The sequence below is a fragment of the Streptomyces sp. NPDC001852 genome, from assembly GCF_042891825.1.
Classification (GTDB): Bacteria; Actinomycetota; Actinomycetes; order Streptomycetales; family Streptomycetaceae; genus Streptomyces.
Genome location: NZ_JBIATN010000008.1, coordinates 238,737 through 258,298, shown reverse-complemented (window position 1 = coordinate 258,298; position 19,562 = coordinate 238,737). Strand labels below are relative to the sequence as shown.

Genomic DNA, 19,562 nt, shown 5'->3' with positions numbered 1-19,562 from the left:
ATCCAGAAAACTTAGGTTAGGCTAACCTAAGTTGAACGGCTTCCGTTCGAACCCCCCGCACGGACCGTCCCCTCGGAGGACCCCCACATGCGCTCGCACCTGCTCAATGGCCTCACCGCGGAGCACTACCGCAGCTCCGTGACCGAAGGAGTCGAGCGGGTGGCGGCCAAACTCGCCACCACCGGCCGTCCGTTCACCGGCGTCACCGTCGACGCCCTCTCTCCCCGGATCGACGCCATCGACCTGGACCGCCCGCTCGGCGACACCGCCGCCGTCCTGGACGAGCTGGAGGACGTGTACCTCCGCGACGCGGTCTACTTCCACCACCCCCGCTACCTCGCCCACCTCAACTGCCCCGTCGTCATCCCCGCGGTGCTCGGCGAGGCCGTGCTCTCGGCCGTCAACTCCTCCCTCGACACCTGGGACCAGTCGGCCGGCGGCACCCTCATCGAGCGCAAGCTCATCGACTGGACGGCCGCCCGGATCGGTCTCGGACCCGCCGCCGACGGCGTGTTCACCTCCGGCGGCACCCAGTCCAACCTCCAGGCGCTGCTGCTGGCCCGGGAGGAGGCGAAGCCAGGGCGGGCAGGGTGGGAGGAAGGGGCTCCCCTCGCGAAACTGCGGATCTTCGCCTCCGAGGCCAGCCACTTCAGCGTGCAGAAGTCCGCAAAACTTTTGGGCCTCGGCCAGGATGCGGTCGTCCCCGTCCCCGTCGGCCACGACAAGCGGCTGCAGGCCGTCGCCCTCGCCCATGAGCTGGAGCGCTGCCGGCGCGACGGGCTGGTCCCGATGGCGGTCGTCGCCACCGCCGGCACCACCGACTTCGGCTCGATCGACCCGCTCCCCGAGATCGCCGGGCTGTGCGCCCAGTACGGCGTGTGGCTGCACGTCGACGCGGCCTACGGCTGCGGGCTGCTCGCCTCGCCGAAGTACCGGGACCGCCTCGCCGGCATCGAGCGCGCGGACTCCGTCACGGTCGACTACCACAAGTCCTTCTTCCAGCCGGTGAGTTCGTCCGCGGTCCTGGTGCGGGACGCGGCGACCCTGCGGCACGCCACCTACCACGCCGACTACCTCAACCCGCGCCGCATGGTGAGCGAACGCATCCCCAACCAGGTCGACAAGTCCCTGCAGACCACCCGCCGCTTCGACGCGCTGAAGCTGTGGATGACGCTGCGGGTCATGGGCGCCGACGGCGTCGGCGCGCTCTTCGACGAGGTCTGCGACCTGGCCCACGAGGGCTGGGAACTGCTCGCCGCCGACCCCCGCTTCGACGTCGTCGTCGAGCCCGCCCTGTCCACCCTGGTCTTCCGCTACATCCCGGCGGCCGTCACCGACCCGGCCGAGATCGACCGCGCCAACCTCTACGCCCGCAAGGCCCTGTTCGCCTCCGGTGACGCCGTGGTCGCGGGCACCAGGGTCGGCGGCCGCCACTACCTGAAGTTCACCCTGCTCAACCCCGAGACCACGCCGGCCGACATCGCCGCCGTCCTCGACCTGATCGCCGGCCACGCCGAGCAGTACCTGGGAGAGTCCCTTGACCGCGCTTCCTGAAGCCACCCGTGTTCATGACTTCGTGGGGATCGGGCTCGGCCCCTTCAACCTCGGCCTCGCCTGCCTCACCGAGCCCATCGACGCTCTGGACGGGGTCTTCCTGGACGCCAAGCCGGACTTCGAGTGGCACGCCGGGATGTTCCTGGAGGGCGCCCACCTCCAGACCCCGTTCATGTCGGACCTGGTCACCCTCGCCGACCCGACCTCGCCGTACTCCTTCCTCAACTACCTGAAGGAGAAAGGCAGACTGTACTCGTTCTACATCCGCGAGAACTTCTATCCGCTGCGGGTCGAGTACGACGACTACTGCCGCTGGGCGGCGGGCAAACTCGGCAGCGTCCGCTTCGGCACGACGGTCACCGAGGTGACGTACGAGGACGAGCTGTACGTCGTCCGCACCGAACACGGCGAGACGTTCCGCGGCCGGCACCTGGTCCTCGGCACCGGCACCACCCCCTACGTCCCGCAGGCCTGTCAGGGGCTGGCCGGTGACGGTGTGCTGCACAACTCCCAGTACATGCACCGCAAGGCGGAGCTGCAGGCGAAGAAGTCCATCACGATCGTCGGCAGCGGCCAGAGCGCGGCCGAGATCTACCACGAGCTGCTCGCCGAGATCGACGTCCACGGCTACCAGCTCAACTGGGTCACCCGTTCCCCGCGTTTCTTCCCCCTCGAATACACCAAACTGACCCTGGAGATGACCTCCCCGGACTACATCGACTACTTCCGGGCGCTGCCCGAGGAGACCCGCTACCGGCTGGAGAAGCAGCAGAAGGGCCTGTTCAAGGGCATCAACTCGGACCTGATCGACTCGATCTTCGACCTGCTCTACCGGAAGAACCTCACCGGCCCCCTGCCGACCCGGCTGCTCACCAACTCCACGCTGCGCAGCGCCGCTCACTCGGACGGCGCGTACACCCTGGGCTTCCACCAGGACGAGCAGGACAAGGACTTCGAGATCCGCACCGAGGGCCTGCTGCTGGCCACCGGCTACCACTACGAGCCCCCGGCCTTCCTCGCCCCGATCCGCGACCGCCTGCGCTTCGACGGCCACGGCCGCTTCGACGTCGCCCGCAACTACGCCATCGACGTCACCGGCCGCGGCGTCTTCCTGCAGAACGCCGGCGTCCACACCCACAGCATCACCAGCCCCGACCTGGGCATGGGCGCGTACCGCAACTCGTCCATCGTCCGCGAGCTGCTCGGCACCGAGTACTACCCGGTCGAGAAGACGATCGCCTTCCAGGAGTTCGCCGTATGACCAGCCAGAACCCCACCTTCACCTTCCGCGCCGTCGATCCGCTGCGGGACGCCGGGCTGCTGCACTCCTGGGTCACCCACCCCAAGGCGGCCTTCTGGATGATGCAGGACGCCCGGCTGGAGGACGTCGAGCGGGCGTACATGGAGATCGCGGCGGACGAGCACCATCACGCGCTGTTCGGACTGCGCCACGGGGAACCGGTGTTCCTGATAGAGAGGTACGACCCGGCACACCGGGAGCTCGTCGGACTCCACGAGCCGCTGCCGGGTGACGTCGGCATGCACTTCCTCACCCCGGCGACCGACACCCCCGTCCACGGCTTCACCAGGTCCGTCATCACCGCGATCATGGCCCACCTGTTCACGGACCCGTCGGTGGAGCGCGTCGTGGTCGAGCCGGACGTGCGCAACAAGGCCGTGCACGCCCTGAACGAGGCCGTCGGGTTCGTGCCCGACCGGGAGATCGAGAAGCCGGAGAAGAAGGCACTGCTGAGCTTCTGCACACGGGAACAGTTTTTCGCGGCGACGGGGGTGGCCGTATGAGCCTCGCCGACGCCGTGGCCCACCTCTCCCCCGAGCGCTGGGCGACCGCCAACCGCCTGCTCATACGCAAGGCGCTCGCGGAGTTCGCGCACGAGCGCCTGATCACGCCCGAGGCCCTCGGCGACGGACGGTACGCCGTCTGCAGCGACGACGGTCTCACCGCCTACCGCTTCTCGGCCGTCCGCCGCGCCCTGGACCACTGGCAGGTGGACGCCGGCTCCGTCACCCGGCACCGCGACGGGGCCGACCTCCCCCTGTCCGCCCTGGAGTTCTTCATCGAGCTGAGGGAGTCCCTGGGCCTGAGCGAGGAGATCCTGCCGGTCTACCTGGAGGAGATCTCCTCCACCCTCTCCGGCACCTGCTACAAGCTGACCAAGCCCCGCGTCACCTCCGCGGAGCTCGCCGGGAGCGGCTTCCAGGCGATCGAGACCGGGATGACCGAGGGCCACCCCTGTTTCGTCGCGAACAACGGGCGGCTCGGGTTCGGCGTCCACGAGTACCTGTCGTATGCCCCGGAGACGGCGAGCCCCGTCCGGCTGGTGTGGCTGGCCGCGCACCGCTCGCGGGCCGCGTTCACGGCGGGTACCGGGATCGAGTACGAGTCCTTCCTGCGGGAGGAGCTGGGCGAGGAGGCGCTGGACCGTTTCCGTACGCTCCTCACCGACCAGGGCCTGGACCCCGCCGACTACCTCCTCATCCCGGTCCACCCCTGGCAGTGGTGGAACAAGCTCTCCGTCACCTTCGCCGCCGAGGTGGCCCGCCGGCATCTGGTCTGCCTCGGCGAGGGCGACGACGAGTACCTGGCCCAGCAATCCATCCGGACGTTCTTCAACGCGAGCGCCCCCCACAAGCACTACGTCAAGACGGCCCTGTCCGTCCTCAACATGGGCTTCATGCGCGGGCTGTCGGCCGCCTACATGGAGGCCACCCCGGCGATCAACGACTGGCTGGCCCAGCTGATCGAGAGCGACCCCGTGCTGAAGTCGACGGGCCTGACGATCATCCGCGAACGCGCGGCCGTCGGTTACCGCCACCTGGAGTACGAGCAGGCCGCCGACCGCTACTCGCCGTACCGCAAGATGCTGGCCGCGCTGTGGCGGGAGAGCCCCGTGCCCTCCCTCGGGGAGGGCGAGTCCCTCGCCACCATGGCCTCCCTCCTCCACGTGGACCACACCGGCGCCTCCTTCGCGGGCGCGCTGATCACCCGCTCGGGCCTGCCGCCGACGGAGTGGCTGCGCCGCTACCTGCGCGCCTACTACACCCCGCTCCTGCACAGCTTCTACGCCTACGACCTCGTCTTCATGCCCCACGGCGAGAACGTGATCCTGGTCCTGAAGGACGGGACGGTACAGCGGGCGGTCTACAAGGACATCGCCGAGGAGATCGCGGTCATGGACCCGGACGCGGTCCTGCCCCCTGAGGTGCGCCGGATCCGCGTCGATGTCCCGGACGACAGGAAACTCCTGTCCCTCTTCACGGACGTCTTCGACTGCTTCTTCCGCTTCCTGGCCGCGCACCTCGCCGCCGAGGGGATCCTGGAGGAGACCGCCTTCTGGCGCACGGTCGCGGAGATCACCCGCGAGTACCAGCAGTCGAACCCCGAACTGGCCGACAGATTCCGCCAGTACGACCTGTTCGCCCCCGAGTTCGCCCTGTCCTGCCTGAACCGCCTCCAACTCCGCAACAACCGCCAGATGGTGGACCTCACCGATCCCTCGGGCGCGCTCCAGCTGGTGGGCACCCTGAGGAACCCCTTGGCGGCCTTCTGACGGCCCAGGAATCCCTGATGTCCGAATTGGTCCAGTTTGGCGCAAAGTCTTGCTATTTCACTATTTAAACCGTTTAGCCATCTCACCTGGGACGCGTGACCCAATTCACTTACGAGGCTTCTTAGGACTTTGAAGGACTTGATTTCCGGAGTCCCAAGGGGATTGAGGGCCGCCCGGCAACGGGAGGACAACTAGCCCGGCTAGTACATGGGGCAATTGCCGATTCATTTTCGGTGAATTAACAATGTTCCCGCCGCAGCGCACCGCTAATCGAAATGCAGTGCTGTTTGCCGAAGGGAACCGGCAACTGCGGGTGATCCAATTCTCGAAAAAGGACCGCTCGATGCCCCGTCATGCCCGTAAGCCCTCCTCCCGGACCCCCCGGTTCCTCGCCGCCGGCGCCGCCACCGTCGGCACGTTCGTCCTGGTCTGCACGGCCACGGGCACGGCCCAGGCCGCTGCCGCCACGTCCACCCGCGCGACCACCTACACCGTCCGGGCGGGCGACCACCTGGCGTCGATCGCCCGGTCCCGCCACGTGCCGGGCGGCTGGCAGGCCATCGCGTCGGCCAACCACCTCACCAGCCCCTACACCGTGAGGTCGGGGCAGGTCCTCACCCTGCCCGCCGGGTCGGCCTCGTCCACGCCGGCACCCTCCAGCACGCCGTCGCCCACGAGCGGGACCTACACCAACAACCTGGACGGCTGGATCAAGCAGGCCCTGGCGATCATGGCCAAGAACAATATTCCGGGGACCTACAACGGCATCTACCGCAACGTCATGCGTGAATCCTCCGGCAACCCGAAGGCCATCAACCTCTGGGACTCCAACGCCGTCAAGGGCACCCCGTCCAAGGGCCTGCTCCAGGTGATCCAGCCGACGTTCGACGCGTACCACGTGCCCGGCACCTCGTCGGACATCTACGACCCGGTCGCCAACATCACCGCCGCCTGCAACTACGCCTACCACCGCTACGGCTCGATCGACAACGTCAACAGCGCCTACTGACAGCGGATTTCCCAACGGCCCAACATGCCATTCGGGTCGACAGCCACGCACACTTCACATTGCAACGGCAAAGAACCTGATCACCGGAATGCCGACGCCCCCGACCAGAACAAGTGGACGGGCACCCCGGAGTACGATCCCCGGGGTGCCCGTCCGTGTGTGGTCAGTTCTCAGGCCAGGGGACCTGTGGCGAGCGGTAGTAGGTGATGCCCAGGGCGTCCCAGCGGGGGGCCTGGGCGGCCAGGCGGAGTTTGTAGGTGTTCCAGTTGTGCGTGGCCGCCGGGGACCAGCCCAGTTCGGCCGCGCCCGGGAGGCGGGGGAACGCCATGTACTCGATGTCGGCCGTTGTCCTGAGGGTCTCCGACCACAGGGGGGCCTCCACGCCCTGGATGGCCGAAGCCGGGGCGCCGGGGAGGTAGGTGCCGGGGTTCCAGTCGTACGACCGCTGCACCTCGACGTAACCGGCCCACTTCGTGCCCAGGCCGGTGCTGCTGGTGTACTTCATGTCGAGGTAGACCCGGTCCGCCGGGGACAGGATCAGCCCGGTGCCGTTCTGGGCGGCCTGGACGACCTGGGCCTTCTCGGCCGCGCTCGTGCTGTCCAGGCCCCAGTACTGGGCGAGGGCACCCTTGGCGGGGTGGGCGCCGGTGAGCTGGTGCCAGCCGATGACCGTCTTGCCGTACTTGGCGACGATCGGCTGCACCCGGTCCATGAACTTCACGTAGTCGGCGTGGCTGGTGGAGTGGGCCTCGTCGCCCCCGATGTGGAGGTAGCGGCCGGGGGTGAGCGCGGCCAGCTCCCTGATCACGTCGTCCGCGAAGGTGTACGTGACCTCCTTCGGCACACACAGCGAGCTGAAGCCGACCTGGGTGCCGGTGTACAGCGGGGGTGCCGTGCCGTTGCAGTTAAGCTCGGCGTAGGAGGCGAGGGCCGCGTTGGTGTGGCCGGGCATGTCGATCTCGGGGACGACCTCCAGGTAGCGCGAGGCGGCGTAGGAGACGATCTCGCGGTACTCCGCCTTGGTGTAGTAGCCGCCCTCGCCGCCGCCGACCTCGGTGGAGCCGCCGTAGGTGGCGAGGCGCGGCCAGGAGTCGACCGCGATGCGCCAGCCCTGGTCGTCACTGAGGTGCAGGTGCAGCTCGTTGATCTTGTAGAGGGCCAGCTGGTCGATGTAGCGCTTGACCTGGGCCACGGTGAAGAAGTGCCGGGAGACGTCCAGCATGGCGCCCCGGTAGGAGTAGCGGGGGCGGTCCTCGACGGTGCCGCCCGCGATCTGCCAGGGTCCGGCCTGGGCGCTGTTCTTCTCGACGGCCGCCGGGAGGAGCTGACGCAGCGTCTGGACGCCGTGGAAGAGGCCGGCGGGCGCGCTCGCGGTGATGGTGACACCGGCCGGGTCGCTGTGCAGCCGGTAGCCCTCGGCGCCGAAGTCGCCCTGGGCCAGGTGGAGTCGGATGCCCCCCGTGCCGCCGGCGCCCTGACCGGTGGTGATCGGCAGGGGGTAGCCGGTGGAGGGCCGCAGGATGCCGGTGAGGTAGGCGCCGATCCGGCGGACCTCGGCGGAGTCGTCGACGTGGACGCCGGTCGCCCAGGTGATGCGGTACGGGGCCCCGCCGGGCCGGACCGAGGCGGGCGCGGGGACCACCCGGTCCAGCGGGGTCGGGACGGCCGCCTGCGCCGCGGGGGCCGCGCCGAGGGTGAAGACCCCGGCCGCGGCCAGAAGCAGCAGTGATCCGAGGATTCGGGTCGTCTTGGGAGTCGTGCCGTGGTTCCGTCTCACATGCGCTCCCTTCAGATGTGGTCGAGACCACTCTCCCGCACATCCGGTGAAACAATCCCTCCATGGCGGAAATCATCCAGAAGGACGGCACCTGGGCCTTCGACGGCGATGCCCTGCGGCTCACCCCGGGGCGGGACAAGAGCGTGAGCCCGCTCCGCCGGGACCTGGGAGAACTCGTCGTACCGCTGGGCGCGTTGGCCGGTGTCTCCTTCGAGCAGGGGCGCAGGTCGGGGCGGCTGAGGCTGCGGCTGCGCGACGGCGCCGATCCGCTGACGCAGGCCACCGGCGGCCGGCTCGCCGAGCCGAACGACCCGTACCAGCTGACGGTGGAGTCCGACCGGTACGGCGTCGCCGAGTACTTCGCGGACGAGGTGCGCAACGCGCTCGTGCTGGACGGGGTTTCACCGGAGCCGGTCGCCGAGTACCTGCTGCCGGGGCCGCCGCTGCCGGTGTCGGCCGCCGCCGGGGACGGCACGGCGAGCTTCGACGGGGAGCGGGTGCGGCTGGAGTGGAACTGGAAGACGGAGGACGCCAAGTCCTCCGGCGGCCCCCGCACGATCGCCCTCGCTGACGTCACCGGCGTGGAGTGGCAGCCCGCGGCGGGTCTGGAGAACGGCCATCTGCGCTTCCTGGTGCGCGGCGCCCCGGTGACGGCGCCGCCCAAGTACGACCCGAACGCGGTCGAGCTGTGGGGGTTCAAGAAGGACCCGCTGATGGCGCTGGTGGCGGCCGCCGTGCAGGCCCGGCTGCCGCATCCGGCGGCGGGGGCGGTCGTACGGGACGACGAGCGGCCGCGGCTCACCAGGGTGCCGGAGCCCGCTCGGGACGACCACGACGTCCTGTTGCGCCGCCTGCGCGAGCTGGGCGAACTGCACCGCGACGGGGTGCTGACCGCCGAGGAGTTCGCCCTGGCCAAGCAGGCGGTCCTCAAGCGCCTGTGAGAGCGCGTGCGAGAGTGCTGGTGAGGACCGCCCGCGGCGGGGCCCGGGGGGTTACCTGGCCGTGCGGGACACCGTGAAGTGGTCGATGCGGTCGCCGGTCTCGGCGATGCCCGACACCTTCAGCGTGGTCTGGCGGCCCTTCGGCGCGGGGGTGACGTCCACGCGCAGGAAGGAATAGTTGAGGTAGCGCACCCGGGACCAGGTGACGGTCTCGTCGACCTTGCCGTCCTTGGTGTTGATGAAGGACGCGACCGAGTCGACCTCGTGCTCGTGGCCCTCGTAGGAGTCGGGGGCGCTGAACGCGTACAGGCTGCGGCCTGCCGCTCCGGCGGTGACGTAGACCACACCCTCGGTCTCGGGGTACGCCGTCCCGCCGATCGGGAGCTTCTTGGTGACCTGGCCGCCCTTGATCACGTCGGTGCGCTCGTACTGGTGGTTGTGGCCGTTGATGACCAGGTCGACCTGGTACTTCTCGAACAGCGGCACCCACTCCTGGCGCACGCCCCCCTCCGAGGCGTGCGCCGTGGAGGTGCAGTACGCGCAGTGGTGAAAGAAGACGACGATGAAGTCGATGTCGTCCCGGGCCCGCAGGCTCTTCAGCCGGGCCTCGAACCACTTGGTCTGGGTTCCACCCGATATGCCCAGGTTCGCCGGGATCTCGAAGGAGACGTCGTTGGGGTCCAGCGAGATGACCGCGGTGTTGCCGTGGACGAAGGAGTAGACGCCGGGCAGGTTCTTCGCGTCCGGGCCGTTGCCGGGGAGGGTCCAGCGGGCCTCCTCGCCGCCGTAGCCGTTGGGCGAGTACCAGGCCTCCATGTCGTGGTTGCCGTACGACACCATCCACGGCACGGACTTGGCGACCGACTCGGTCTGGTACAGGAACTGGTCCCAGGTGCGCGCGTCGAAGCCCGTGTCGGTGGCCTTGCCCTGGCCGGCTGGGTCGCCGTACGCGATGTCGCCGGCGTGCAGGTGGAAGGCCGGGTTCTGGCCGAGGATCAGGCTGTCGTTGGCGAGGGCGTGGTAGCTGACACCCTGGTCGCCGAAGGCGGTGAAGGTGAACGGCGCCTTGTGGGCGGGGGCGGTGGTGAAGGTGCCCAGGGTGCCCAGCAGATGCCGCTCGGCCGGGTCGAAGCCCTCGTGGCCGACGCCGTAGTAGTAGGTCCTGCCCGGGCGCAGGTGGGTGAGCTGGGCGTGCAGGTAGTACTGCGTGTGGTCGCCGCTCGCGCCGACGCCGGCCGGGGTGTAGAGGCTGCGGACCTCGGCCTCGATCCTGCGGGAGAGGTCCCACGGGTGCGCGCCGATGCGGATGAACGGCTTCTTCACGGCGACCGGGACCTGCCAGGAGACCGTCATCTCCGTGCGCGGGTCACTGCCGTAGGCGAGGTGGCGGCCGAAGGGGGCGACGAGGGCGCCGTCGACCGTCTCGGTGGCCGGGGCGGAGCCCTGCGTCGGCACGGCCGCCTGGGCGGTGGCGCCCGGCACGAACGCGCCACCCGCGACAGCGCCGAGCGTGACGGCGCCGCCCCTGATCAGGTTGCGCCGGGAGAATCTGGCGCGCAGGTACTCGTGCTGCTCGGCCATGCTCATGCGCGCGGCCAGCTTCTCGGGTACTCCCATACGAGGAATGTCCATGGCGTCTGAAAATGGTCCACATCTTCAACGAGACGCAGGCCACAGGATGGACGCCGCGCGAACAAAGATCCACGGGGCCCCGAACCCGGGGTTACCCGAAATCGGGCAGGATTCTTGCGAAACCGGCGCCGGTACCCCAGGATCTACCGGGTGCACGACGAACTCGTTGATCATCTGACGCGCTCCACGCCCCTCGCCAGGGGCGAGGCGCTGCGGGTGATCCAGGACGTGCTCGCCTACTTCGACGAGTCGACGGAGGACTACGTCCGTCGCCGCCACCGTGAGCTGCAGGCCCAGGGCCTGGTGAACACGGAGATCTTCGAACGGATCGCGGCGGACCTCAAGTACCGAGCGGTGGCACCGCCCGAGCTGACCCTCAGGCAGCTGCGCCGCATCGTCTACGGCTAGGAATACCTATACATGTGCGGAATTGTCGGATACATCGGGAAGCGTGACGTCGCCCCTCTCCTCCTGGAGGGCCTGCAGCGGCTGGAGTACCGCGGCTACGACTCCGCGGGCATCGTCGTCAGCTCCCCGAAGACGCCCGGTCTGAAGATGGTCAAGGCCAAGGGCCGGGTGCGCGACCTGGAGGCCAAGGTCCCGGCGCGCTTCAAGGGCACCACCGGCATCGCCCACACCCGCTGGGCCACCCACGGCGCCCCCTCCGACGTCAACGCCCACCCGCACATGTCGGCCGACAACAAGGTCGCCGTCGTGCACAACGGCATCATCGACAATGCCGCCGACCTGCGCCGCAAGCTGGAGGCGGACGGCGTCGAGTTCCTCTCCGAGACCGACACCGAGGTCCTCACCCACCTCATTGCCCGCTCCACCGCCGAGAAGCTGGAGGACAAGGTCCGCCAGGCGGTACGGGTGATCGAGGGCACGTACGGCATCGCCGTGCTGCACGCCGACTTCCCCGACCGGATCGTGGTGGCCCGCAACGGCTCCCCGGTCGTCCTCGGCATCGGCGAGAAGGAGATGTTCGTCGCCTCCGACATCGCCGCCCTGGTCATGCACACCCGCCAGATAGTGACCCTGGACGACGGCGAGATGGCCACCCTCAAGGCCGACGACTTCCGCACCTACACCACCGAGGGCACGCGCACCACCGCCGAGCCCACCACGGTGGAGTGGGAGGCCGAGTCGTACGACATGGGCGGCCACGACACCTACATGCACAAGGAGATCTTCGAGCAGGCCGACGCCGTGGACCGCGTGCTGCGCGGCCGCATCGACGACCGCTTCTCCACCGTGCACCTCGGCGGCCTCAACCTGGACGCCCGCGAGGCCCGGCAGATCCGCCGCGTGAAGATCCTCGGCTGCGGCACCTCGTACCACGCGGGCATGATCGGCGCCCAGATGATCGAGGAGCTGGCCCGCATCCCCGCCGACGCCGAGCCGGCCTCCGAGTTCCGCTACCGCAACGCGGTCGTCGACCCCGACACCCTGTACGTCGCCGTCTCCCAGTCCGGTGAGACGTACGACGTCCTCGCCGCCGTGCAGGAGCTGAAGCGCAAGGGCGCCCGGGTCTTCGGCGTCGTCAACGTGGTCGGCTCGGCGATCGCCCGCGAGGCGGACGCCGGCATCTATGTCCACGCCGGCCCCGAGGTCTGCGTGGTCTCCACCAAGTGCTTCACCAACATGACGGTCGCCTTCGCGCTGCTGGCCCTCCACCTGGGCCGCACCCGTGACCTCTCGGTCCGCGACGGCAAGCGGATCATCGAGGGCCTGCGCAAGCTGCCCGAGCAGATCACCGAGATCCTCAAGCAGGAGGAGCGGATCAAGGAGCTGGCCGAGCTGTACGCCGACGCCCGCTCGATGCTCTTCATCGGCCGCGTGCGGGGCTACCCGGTGGCCCGCGAGGCCTCCCTGAAGCTCAAGGAGGTCTCCTACATCCACGCCGAGGCCTACCCCGCCTCCGAGCTGAAGCACGGCCCGCTGGCCCTGATCGAGCCGGCCCTGCCCACGGTCGCGATCGTCCCCGACGACGACCTGCTGGAGAAGAACCGCGCGGCCCTGGAGGAGATCAAGGCCCGCAGCGGCAAGATCCTCGCGGTGGCCCACCAGCACCAGGAGAAGGCCGACCAGACGATCGTCGTCCCGAAGAACGAGGACGAGCTCGACCCCATCCTGATGGGCATCCCCCTCCAGCTCCTCGCCTACCACACGGCGAAGGCCCTGGGCCGGGACATCGACAAGCCGAGGAACCTCGCCAAATCGGTGACGGTGGAGTAGCGAATTCCACGCGCCGACCGAAGCGACAATCGAGCAACCCCCGCGGCGAGCAACCACGTCCGCGAGAGCGGTGCCGGTTCAGGCGCAAAGAACGGACCCCCACGTGTGCCACCATCCACGTGGGGGTCCGTTCCGTGCTGCTCGGATCAGCCGGCGGCCGTCACCCCCCGGCCAGCAGCACGCCCCGGAAGAGCCGTCGGCCAGTGAGCGAGCGCGGCCGTCGCGGCGTACCAGGCCACGGCACCGGACACCGCGGCGACCCAGCCACCCACCTTGGCCAGAGACGAGCTGTCGGCGAAGGCCGCGACGGCCAGCACCAGCATCGCCAGGAACAGCAGCCCGTGCATGACCTGACCGAGGCTGTCCCCGCCCGCGAGGGTCAGGGTGAGCGCCACCAGGGCGAAGAGGAGCAGGAAGAGCCCGGCCGCGTTGGCGGAGGAATGACCGCCGACCGCCCAGGTGAACCACAGCGCGCCGAGGGCCGCGAAGCCCGTGCCGGAAACGCCGTCGCCACCACGGAAGGCCAGCAGGCCGACCAGGAACAGAGCAACTCCGCCCACGTAGTGGGCCACTGACACGGCATCGGACGCGGCCACACCGTGGATCACGCCTGTCGTACCGAGACCGAACGCCAACAGGGTGATTCCCAGGGCGAGTCGGCCAACCACCGTAGTACTTCCGTTGTCCACGGCGGGCTCCCTTCATGCTGTGCTGTTGCGCGGGTGACCGATATATGCCCTTCACAAGGGCACAAACCACCTCTACGCGCGAGTAGTTTCGCGCTGCACAAAGGGAGTTGACGGGGCCTGGGATGTTCAGGGGATGACGATCACGGGCCGCTGCGCCCGCTTGGCGAGCCGCCCCGCGACGGAGCCGAAGATGCGGCCGACGATGCCGTGCGTGGAGCCGACGACGATCGCGTCCGCCTCGTACTCCCGTCCCACCTCTTCGAGTTCGTGGCAGATGTCACCGCCCCGCTCGACCAGGATCCACGGCACCTCGGCCAGATAGTCGGCGCACGCCAGCTCGAGGCCGAGGACCTCGGTGCGGTGGTCCGGCACGTCCACGAAGACGGGCGGCTCACAGCCGGCCCACACGGTGGTGGGCAGCCGGTTGGCGACATGGACGATGATCAGGCCCGAGTGCGAGCGGTGGGCCATGCCGATGGCGTAGGCGAGGGCGCGCTCACTGGAGGTGGAGCCGTCGAAGCCGACGACGACTCCGTGCCGGAAGGCTGGGTCGCATGAGGGGCGTGGCTCTTCCGCCGCCAGGGGATCGGCCGCCGTGGGGTCGGCGACCGGCCGCTTGCGGTCCGCGGGTTCGAAGAATTCGTGACCGGCCATGGCTGTCTCGGCGTTGTGATCCTTTATGGGTGGGGGACGACAGTGTGTGCGGAACTGTGTCACGGAGCTGTGTCCGGGAAACATCTTCCCAACCCCATACCCCCAAGGGTACGGCGGCACGCCTCCCGAGCCCAGATCCCGCGCACGCTCCGTAAGCGGTCCCCCGATGTCTGTAGGGGTTCACCGGAGCATGCACGAGCGGCGCCCGTAACGCAATGGTTGCTGCCCCGTACAGGCGGTTTGCACGGGATTCACAGAAGTACGGCCGGTGACCGACCGGTCGAACGGGCGTTGAACCGGCTGAGCCACCACCCAGGGAGTACGCGTCATGCCCGGTCATCGATCCACCTCCGCGCCGCCGTCCGCGCCGGACACCGTGAGCGACGTGATCCGCTGGGCCGTCTTCAGCTGCGTGCTCGTCCCCGTGGTCCTGGTCTGGTACGGCACCTCGCTGGCCGGCGCGACGGGCGCCGCCCTCGGCCTGGCCGCCGTCACGGCCGCGTGCCGCTTCCTGCTGCGCCGGTCGGAGCGGTGTGCAGCGCGTTGCGGCGTGCAAAGAGGCGGACGTCACACCCGTCGGCGGACACCGGTCGACTGACCTGTTTCCGTACCCTCGAACGCTTCTTTTCAGCCAACTTCTGAATGTCGACCAAGAGGGGCCCCGACCACCCCCCAACCCCCGTTCGACCTGCACGGAAAGGGTCCACGGGCGGCTGCGCACCCTACGCGGTTTGGCCACTGCGACAAGGCGCACTTCCCTGCGCGCTCCGCGAGTGCAACGCTTCGTGATCGAATGCTTCACGCCAAGTTGTCATGTCGACAATCTCGGGCGTGTGGAACTGGTCACCGTCAGACCGCGGGAACCAGTAGATTCGATCTTGACTGTCTTTACGGCGGGGGACTCGTGCAGGACCGAGGGGAAACGTGCAGGAGCGACACAACCGAGGAGCCGCGACCACCGAGGGGGGCTTAGCAGTATGAGCCACGACTCCACTGCCGCGCCGGAAGCCGCGGCCCGGAAACTCTCCGGGCGACGCCGCAAGGAGATCGTCGCGGTGCTGCTGTTCAGCGGCGGCCCCATCTTCGAGAGTTCCATCCCGCTGTCGGTGTTCGGGATAGACCGCCAGGACGCCGGCGTGCCGCGCTACCGGCTGCTGGTGTGCGCCGGCGAGGAGGGTCCGCTGCGGACCACCGGGGGCCTGGAACTCACCGCGCCGCATGGACTGGAGGCGATCTCACGCGCCGGGACGGTCGTCGTACCGGCCTGGCGGTCGATCACCGCGCCACCACCGGAGGAGGCGCTCGACGCGCTGCGCCGGGCGCACGAGGAGGGTGCCCGCATCGTCGGGCTGTGCACCGGCGCCTTCGTCCTCGCGGCGGCGGGCCTGCTGGACGGCCGCCCGGCGACGACCCACTGGATGTACGCGCCGACGCTGGCCAAGCGCTATCCGTCGGTGCACGTCGATCCGCGCGAGCTGTTCGTGGACGACGGTGACGTCCTGACGTCGGCGGGTACGGCGGCCGGAATCGATCTCTGTCTCCACATCGTGCGGACGGACCACGGCAACGAGGCGGCCGGCGCGCTGGCCCGCCGCCTGGTGGTCCCACCGCGCCGGTCGGGCGGCCAGGAGCGCTATCTCGACCGGTCTTTACCGGAGGAGATCGGCGCCGACCCGCTCGCCGAGGTCGTCGCCTGGGCGCTGGAACACCTCCACGAGCAGTTCGACGTGGAGACCCTGGCGGCACGCGCCTACATGAGCCGCCGCACGTTCGACCGCCGGTTCCGCTCGCTGACCGGCAGCGCGCCGCTGCAGTGGCTGATCACCCAGCGGGTGCTGCAGGCACAGCGGCTGCTGGAGACGTCGGACTACTCGGTGGACGAGGTCGCGGGCCGCTGCGGCTTCCGCTCACCGGTGGCCCTGCGCGGGCACTTCCGCCGCCAGCTCGGCTCGTCCCCCGCCGCCTACCGGGCCGCCTACCGGGCCCGCAGGCCGCAGGGCGAGAAGCCGGCCGACGCGGAGCCGGCGCTGTCGCCCTCCGGCCAGCCGGGCCCGCCCACGGGCCTCGCGGGCCCCGGACCGGTGGGCCACGCACCCGTGCTGCACCCGGACCGGGACAGCGGGGTACCGATACAGAGCCGCCGCACGGCGGCGGGCGCGGTGGGACTGCTGCCGGGACCGCGGCCCGGTAGCTGAGCGGGATCCGGTCGCTGAGCGGGAGGGGGCGAGCACAGCTCGCCCCCTTCTTCGGCGAGCTCGGCACCGGCACAGGGCGCCACAAATGTTCAGGTCCGCCTTAGGGTGGTCGCATGAACGATCGCATGGTGTGGATCGACTGCGAGATGACCGGCCTCTCGCTGTCCGACGACGCGCTCATCGAGGTGGCCGCCCTCGTCACCGACTCCGAGCTGAACGTACTCGGCGAGGGGGTGGACATCGTCATCCGCCCGCCGGACCAGGCGCTGGAGACGATGCCGGAGGTGGTGCGTCAGATGCACACCGCGTCCGGGCTGCTCGCCGAGCTCCCGAACGGCACGACACTCCAGGACGCCGAGGAGCGGGTCCTCGCCTATGTGAGGGAGTACGTGAAGGAGCCCGGCAAGGCCCCGCTGTGCGGCAACTCCGTCGGCACCGACCGCGGCTTCCTGCTGCGGGACATGCCGACCCTGGAGGACTACCTCCACTACCGCATCGTCGATGTCTCGTCGATCAAGGAGCTGGCCCGCCGCTGGTATCCGAGGGCGTACTTCAACAGCCCGGAGAAGAACGGCAACCACCGGGCCCTCGCCGACATCCGCGAGTCGATCGCCGAACTGCGCTACTACCGCGAGGCCGTCTTCGTCCCGCAGCCCGGCCCGGACTCCGACACCGCGAAGGCGATCGCCGCCAAGCACGTGCTGCCCGCGCAGTAACGACTCCTCCGCGCCCTTTCGGGGTCCGCTCGGGGACCTGCGCGAAAACCTGTGCGCGAGCACCCCTTCGGACCCTGTAGACTTCTTCTCGGCCGGTCGGGGAAACGACAAGTTCCACCGCCGGTCGTGGTGGGTGTAGCTCAGCTGGTAGAGCACCTGGTTGTGGTCCAGGATGTCGCGGGTTCGAGTCCCGTCACTCACCCTCACCGATCAGCCGGTGACTCCGTCGGAGTCACCGGCTGTTTCGTGTGCGGACCGTCACCTCTCCCGCAGCCGCCCGATGTCCGACACCGGTCCCAGATGATCGAGCTTGTCGGGGTTGGAGACGGCGCGGATCGCCCGGATCCTGCCGTCGGCGATGTCGAGCTCGATGACGCTGGCCACGCGGCCGTCGGCGTCGTGGATCACGCCACCCGGGCGGCCGTTGACCCGGGCCGCCTTGAGGAAGGCACCGAGCTTCCCGACCCGGCGCAGGCCGCCGACCAGCAGCTGCGCGATGGGGCGCGCCTCGGTGATCGACTTCGCGAGCGCCCGCGCCTTGCCGCCGCCGTCGCCCTGGAAGACCACGTCGGGGGCGAGCATGTCGAGCAGCGCGTCCATGTCGCCGCCCTCGGCGGCCGCGAAGAACTTACGGGCGAGCTCCTCGCTCTCCGCCCGCCGCGCCGGGGGCGCCGCGATGTCGGCCACCTGCCCGGCGGGGGCGATGCGCTTTCTGGCGCGGGCGAAGATCTGCCGGCAGTTCGGCTCGGACCTGCCGGTGAGCCGCGCCACCTCCGGGTAGCCGTACCCGAAGACCTCGCGCAGCACGAACACCGCCCGCTCCACCGGGGAGAGGGCCTCCAACAGGACGAGGAACGCCATCGACAGGGAGTCGGAGAGCTCGGCGTGTTCGGCCGGTCCGGGCCGGTCGGCGGATATGACGACCGGCTCGGGCAGCCAGTCGCCCACATAGGTCTCCCGCCGTACGCGCGCCGAGCTCAGGTAGTTGATGCCCAGCCGCGTCACCGAAGTGGTCAGGTACGCCTTCAGGTTCTCGACCGTGGTCCCGGCCTGGCGTGCCCGGGTCAGGCCGAGGAAGGCGTCCTGCACGATGTCCTCGGCGTCGCCCACGGATCCGGTCATCCCGTAGGCGATGGAGAACAGCAGCGACCGGTATCCGTCCGCGTCCGTCTCCCTGACTGATCCCACCACGGAGTCCCCCCTCCGAAGATCGCCACGACGTCCAGCAGGGTATCCGAGAGGTACGACACCGCGGTCCCGTCCGCATCGCACCCCACCGTCGTCACGACGACGCCCGCGCCACCAGTTCCGTCGGCAGCACCGCGTGCCGGCGCTCCAGCCCCCGGGACGCGGGTGGGCGGCGGTCGGCGATCTCCGTGAGGAGCAGGTCGATCATGGCGCGGCCCATCTCCTCGATGGGCTGGCGGACGCTGGTCAGCGGCGGTTCCATGTGGCGGGCGATGGCCGAGTCGTCGTAGCCCACGAGGGCCACGTCGTCCGGGATACGGCGGCCCGCCTCGCGCAGCACCTGCCGGGCGCCGGCCCCCATCACGTCCGAACCGGCGAAGACCGCGTCCAGGTCGGGGCGGCGGCCGAGGAGCACGGACATCGCCCGGCGACCGCCCTCTTCCGTGAAGTCCCCCGGCTCGACAAGGAGTTCGTCCACCTCCCGGCCCGCGTCGCGCAGGGCGTCGCGGTAGCCGTCGACGCGGCGCTGGGCGCCGTAGACGTCGAGGCGGCCGGTGATGTGGGCGATGCGGGTGCGGCCGCGGGAGAGCAGGTGCTCCACGGCCGAGCGGGCGCCGCCGTAGTTGTCCGAGTCCACCGAGGTGAGCGTCTCGCCGGCCGAGCGGGGGCCGCTGATCACGGCCGGGATCTCCAGCTGGGACAGCAGGTCGGGCAGGGGGTCGTCGGCGTGGACCGAGACCAGCAGGACGCCGTCCACCCGGTGCGCCGCCAGGTACTGCGCGAGGCGCCGGCGCTCGCGGTCGCTGCCCGCGAAGATCAGCAGCAACTGCATCTCGGTGTCGGACAGTTCGGAGCCGACTCCGCGCAGCATGTCCGAGAAGTAGGGCTCCGCGAAGAAGCGGGTCTCCGGCTCGGGGACCACCAGCGCGATGGCGTCGGTGCGGTTGGCGGCGAGGGCGCGGGCGGCGGTGTTGGGGACGTAGCCGAGCTCGGCGACCGCCGCCTCGACCGCGGCGCGGGTGGCGTCGCTGACCCGGGGCGAGCCGTTGATCACCCGCGAGACCGTGCCCCGGCCGACCCCGGCCCGGGCGGCGACCTCCTCGAGCGTGGGCCGACCCCCGCTGCGGCCCCGCGCTCCGTGGCTTGCCATGGGCTCCGCCTCTCTCGACCGACTCCTGTGCTGGCCTGGAATCTAACAGCCCCGTTCCCTGCAGCTGCCGTCCCAGGGGCTGCCGCCCCCCGGGCCCCGGGCTCATCGGCCTTCGGCCCCGCCCTCAAACGCCGGACAGGCCGAGTTCTACACCCCGGCACTGGCCAGTTAACACTCAGATAACCGAACGCGGTTCCCGTCGTCCGCTCCCTTGACACCCCGCCCCCGACCGGCGACTCTTCAACAC

17 protein-coding genes and 1 tRNA gene are annotated in these 19,562 nt (G+C 69.7%); 12 read left to right on the top strand and 6 right to left on the bottom strand.

Annotation, left to right across the window (positions count from 1 at the left end; all coding sequences use genetic code 11):
• Window positions 1–87: 87 nt before the first annotated feature.
• The 5 genes from desA (at window position 88) to ACFYZB_RS16735 (ending at window position 6,135) form a co-directional block, all read left to right on the top strand.
• Window positions 88–1,554: a lysine decarboxylase DesA gene (desA, locus tag ACFYZB_RS16755; protein WP_388758965.1), complete on the top strand. Its 1,467-nt coding sequence runs from the start codon at window positions 88–90 to the stop codon at window positions 1,552–1,554.
• Window positions 1,538–2,815: a lysine N(6)-hydroxylase/L-ornithine N(5)-oxygenase family protein gene (locus ACFYZB_RS16750; protein ID WP_388758963.1), complete on the top strand. Its 1,278-nt coding sequence runs from the start codon at window positions 1,538–1,540 to the stop codon at window positions 2,813–2,815. The genes desA and ACFYZB_RS16750 overlap by 17 nt, the downstream gene beginning before the upstream one ends.
• Window positions 2,812–3,357 (top strand): GNAT family N-acetyltransferase, encoded by a 546-nt coding sequence (locus tag ACFYZB_RS16745; protein ID WP_388758961.1) that lies wholly within the window; start codon window positions 2,812–2,814, stop codon window positions 3,355–3,357. Before ACFYZB_RS16750 ends, ACFYZB_RS16745 begins: the two co-directional genes overlap by 4 nt.
• Window positions 3,354–5,126 carry an IucA/IucC family protein gene (locus ACFYZB_RS16740; protein ID WP_388758959.1) on the top strand — a complete coding sequence of 591 codons (1,773 nt, stop codon included), beginning with the start codon at window positions 3,354–3,356 and terminating at the stop codon, window positions 5,124–5,126. Before ACFYZB_RS16745 ends, ACFYZB_RS16740 begins: the two co-directional genes overlap by 4 nt.
• A gap of 343 nt (window positions 5,127–5,469) precedes the next feature.
• On the top strand, window positions 5,470–6,135 hold the full coding sequence (locus tag ACFYZB_RS16735; protein ID WP_388758957.1) for a transglycosylase SLT domain-containing protein: 666 nt from the start codon (window positions 5,470–5,472) through the stop codon (window positions 6,133–6,135).
• A gap of 163 nt (window positions 6,136–6,298) precedes the next feature.
• Here ACFYZB_RS16735 and ACFYZB_RS16730 read toward each other — a convergent pair whose 3' ends face one another.
• Window positions 6,299–7,912: a beta-N-acetylhexosaminidase gene (locus ACFYZB_RS16730; RefSeq protein WP_388758955.1), complete on the bottom strand. Its 1,614-nt coding sequence runs from the start codon at window positions 7,910–7,912 to the stop codon at window positions 6,299–6,301.
• A 62-nt stretch (window positions 7,913–7,974) separates the two neighbouring features.
• On the opposite strand from ACFYZB_RS16730, the gene ACFYZB_RS16725 reads away from it, so the two are divergent.
• Window positions 7,975–8,853: a DUF4429 domain-containing protein gene (locus tag ACFYZB_RS16725; protein ID WP_388758953.1), complete on the top strand. Its 879-nt coding sequence runs from the start codon at window positions 7,975–7,977 to the stop codon at window positions 8,851–8,853.
• A 51-nt stretch (window positions 8,854–8,904) separates the two neighbouring features.
• On the opposite strand, the gene ACFYZB_RS16720 is transcribed toward ACFYZB_RS16725, so the two are convergent.
• Window positions 8,905–10,470 (bottom strand): fibronectin type III domain-containing protein, encoded by a 1,566-nt coding sequence (locus tag ACFYZB_RS16720; RefSeq protein ID WP_388758951.1) that lies wholly within the window; start codon window positions 10,468–10,470, stop codon window positions 8,905–8,907.
• A gap of 165 nt (window positions 10,471–10,635) precedes the next feature.
• On the opposite strand from ACFYZB_RS16720, the gene ACFYZB_RS16715 reads away from it, so the two are divergent.
• Window positions 10,636–10,893 (top strand): hypothetical protein, encoded by a 258-nt coding sequence (locus ACFYZB_RS16715; protein ID WP_351207360.1) that lies wholly within the window; start codon window positions 10,636–10,638, stop codon window positions 10,891–10,893.
• Window positions 10,894–10,905: 12 nt separating this feature from the next.
• On the top strand, window positions 10,906–12,723 hold the full coding sequence (gene glmS, locus ACFYZB_RS16710) for a glutamine--fructose-6-phosphate transaminase (isomerizing) (RefSeq protein ID WP_351207358.1): 1,818 nt from the start codon (window positions 10,906–10,908) through the stop codon (window positions 12,721–12,723).
• A 146-nt stretch (window positions 12,724–12,869) separates the two neighbouring features.
• On the opposite strand, the gene ACFYZB_RS16705 is transcribed toward glmS, so the two are convergent.
• Both ACFYZB_RS16705 and ACFYZB_RS16700 read right to left on the bottom strand, forming a co-directional pair.
• The gene (locus ACFYZB_RS16705; RefSeq protein ID WP_225096334.1) at window positions 12,870–13,412 is read right to left on the bottom strand and encodes a GPR1/FUN34/YaaH family transporter; all 543 of its coding nucleotides are present in this window, start codon (window positions 13,410–13,412) and stop codon (window positions 12,870–12,872) included.
• Window positions 13,413–13,538: 126 nt separating this feature from the next.
• Entirely contained in the window at window positions 13,539–14,066 is a 528-nt protein-coding gene (locus ACFYZB_RS16700) for a universal stress protein (RefSeq protein ID WP_351207354.1), read from the bottom strand.
• A gap of 328 nt (window positions 14,067–14,394) precedes the next feature.
• Here ACFYZB_RS16700 and ACFYZB_RS16695 point away from each other — a divergent pair, with 328 nt between their 5' ends.
• The 4 genes from ACFYZB_RS16695 to ACFYZB_RS16680 all read left to right on the top strand — a co-directional run bounded on the left by ACFYZB_RS16695 (window position 14,395) and on the right by ACFYZB_RS16680 (window position 17,179).
• Complete coding sequence (locus tag ACFYZB_RS16695; RefSeq protein WP_388758948.1) at window positions 14,395–14,664, top strand: hypothetical protein; 270 nt, start codon at window positions 14,395–14,397, stop codon at window positions 14,662–14,664.
• 379 nt (window positions 14,665–15,043) lie between these two features.
• Entirely contained in the window at window positions 15,044–16,261 is a 1,218-nt protein-coding gene (locus tag ACFYZB_RS16690) for a helix-turn-helix domain-containing protein (RefSeq protein ID WP_388758946.1), read from the top strand.
• 113 nt (window positions 16,262–16,374) lie between these two features.
• Window positions 16,375–16,977: an oligoribonuclease gene (gene orn, locus ACFYZB_RS16685; RefSeq protein ID WP_388758944.1), complete on the top strand. Its 603-nt coding sequence runs from the start codon at window positions 16,375–16,377 to the stop codon at window positions 16,975–16,977.
• A gap of 129 nt (window positions 16,978–17,106) precedes the next feature.
• Window positions 17,107–17,179 (top strand) — tRNA-His (locus ACFYZB_RS16680).
• Window positions 17,180–17,235: 56 nt separating this feature from the next.
• Here ACFYZB_RS16680 and sigJ read toward each other — a convergent pair.
• Both sigJ and ACFYZB_RS16670 read right to left on the bottom strand, forming a co-directional pair.
• On the bottom strand, window positions 17,236–18,165 hold the full coding sequence (gene sigJ / locus ACFYZB_RS16675) for an RNA polymerase sigma factor SigJ (RefSeq protein ID WP_388758942.1): 930 nt from the start codon (window positions 18,163–18,165) through the stop codon (window positions 17,236–17,238).
• A gap of 94 nt (window positions 18,166–18,259) precedes the next feature.
• The gene (locus ACFYZB_RS16670) at window positions 18,260–19,315 is read right to left on the bottom strand and encodes a LacI family DNA-binding transcriptional regulator (RefSeq protein WP_388758940.1); all 1,056 of its coding nucleotides are present in this window, start codon (window positions 19,313–19,315) and stop codon (window positions 18,260–18,262) included.
• Window positions 19,316–19,562 lie beyond the last annotated feature (247 nt).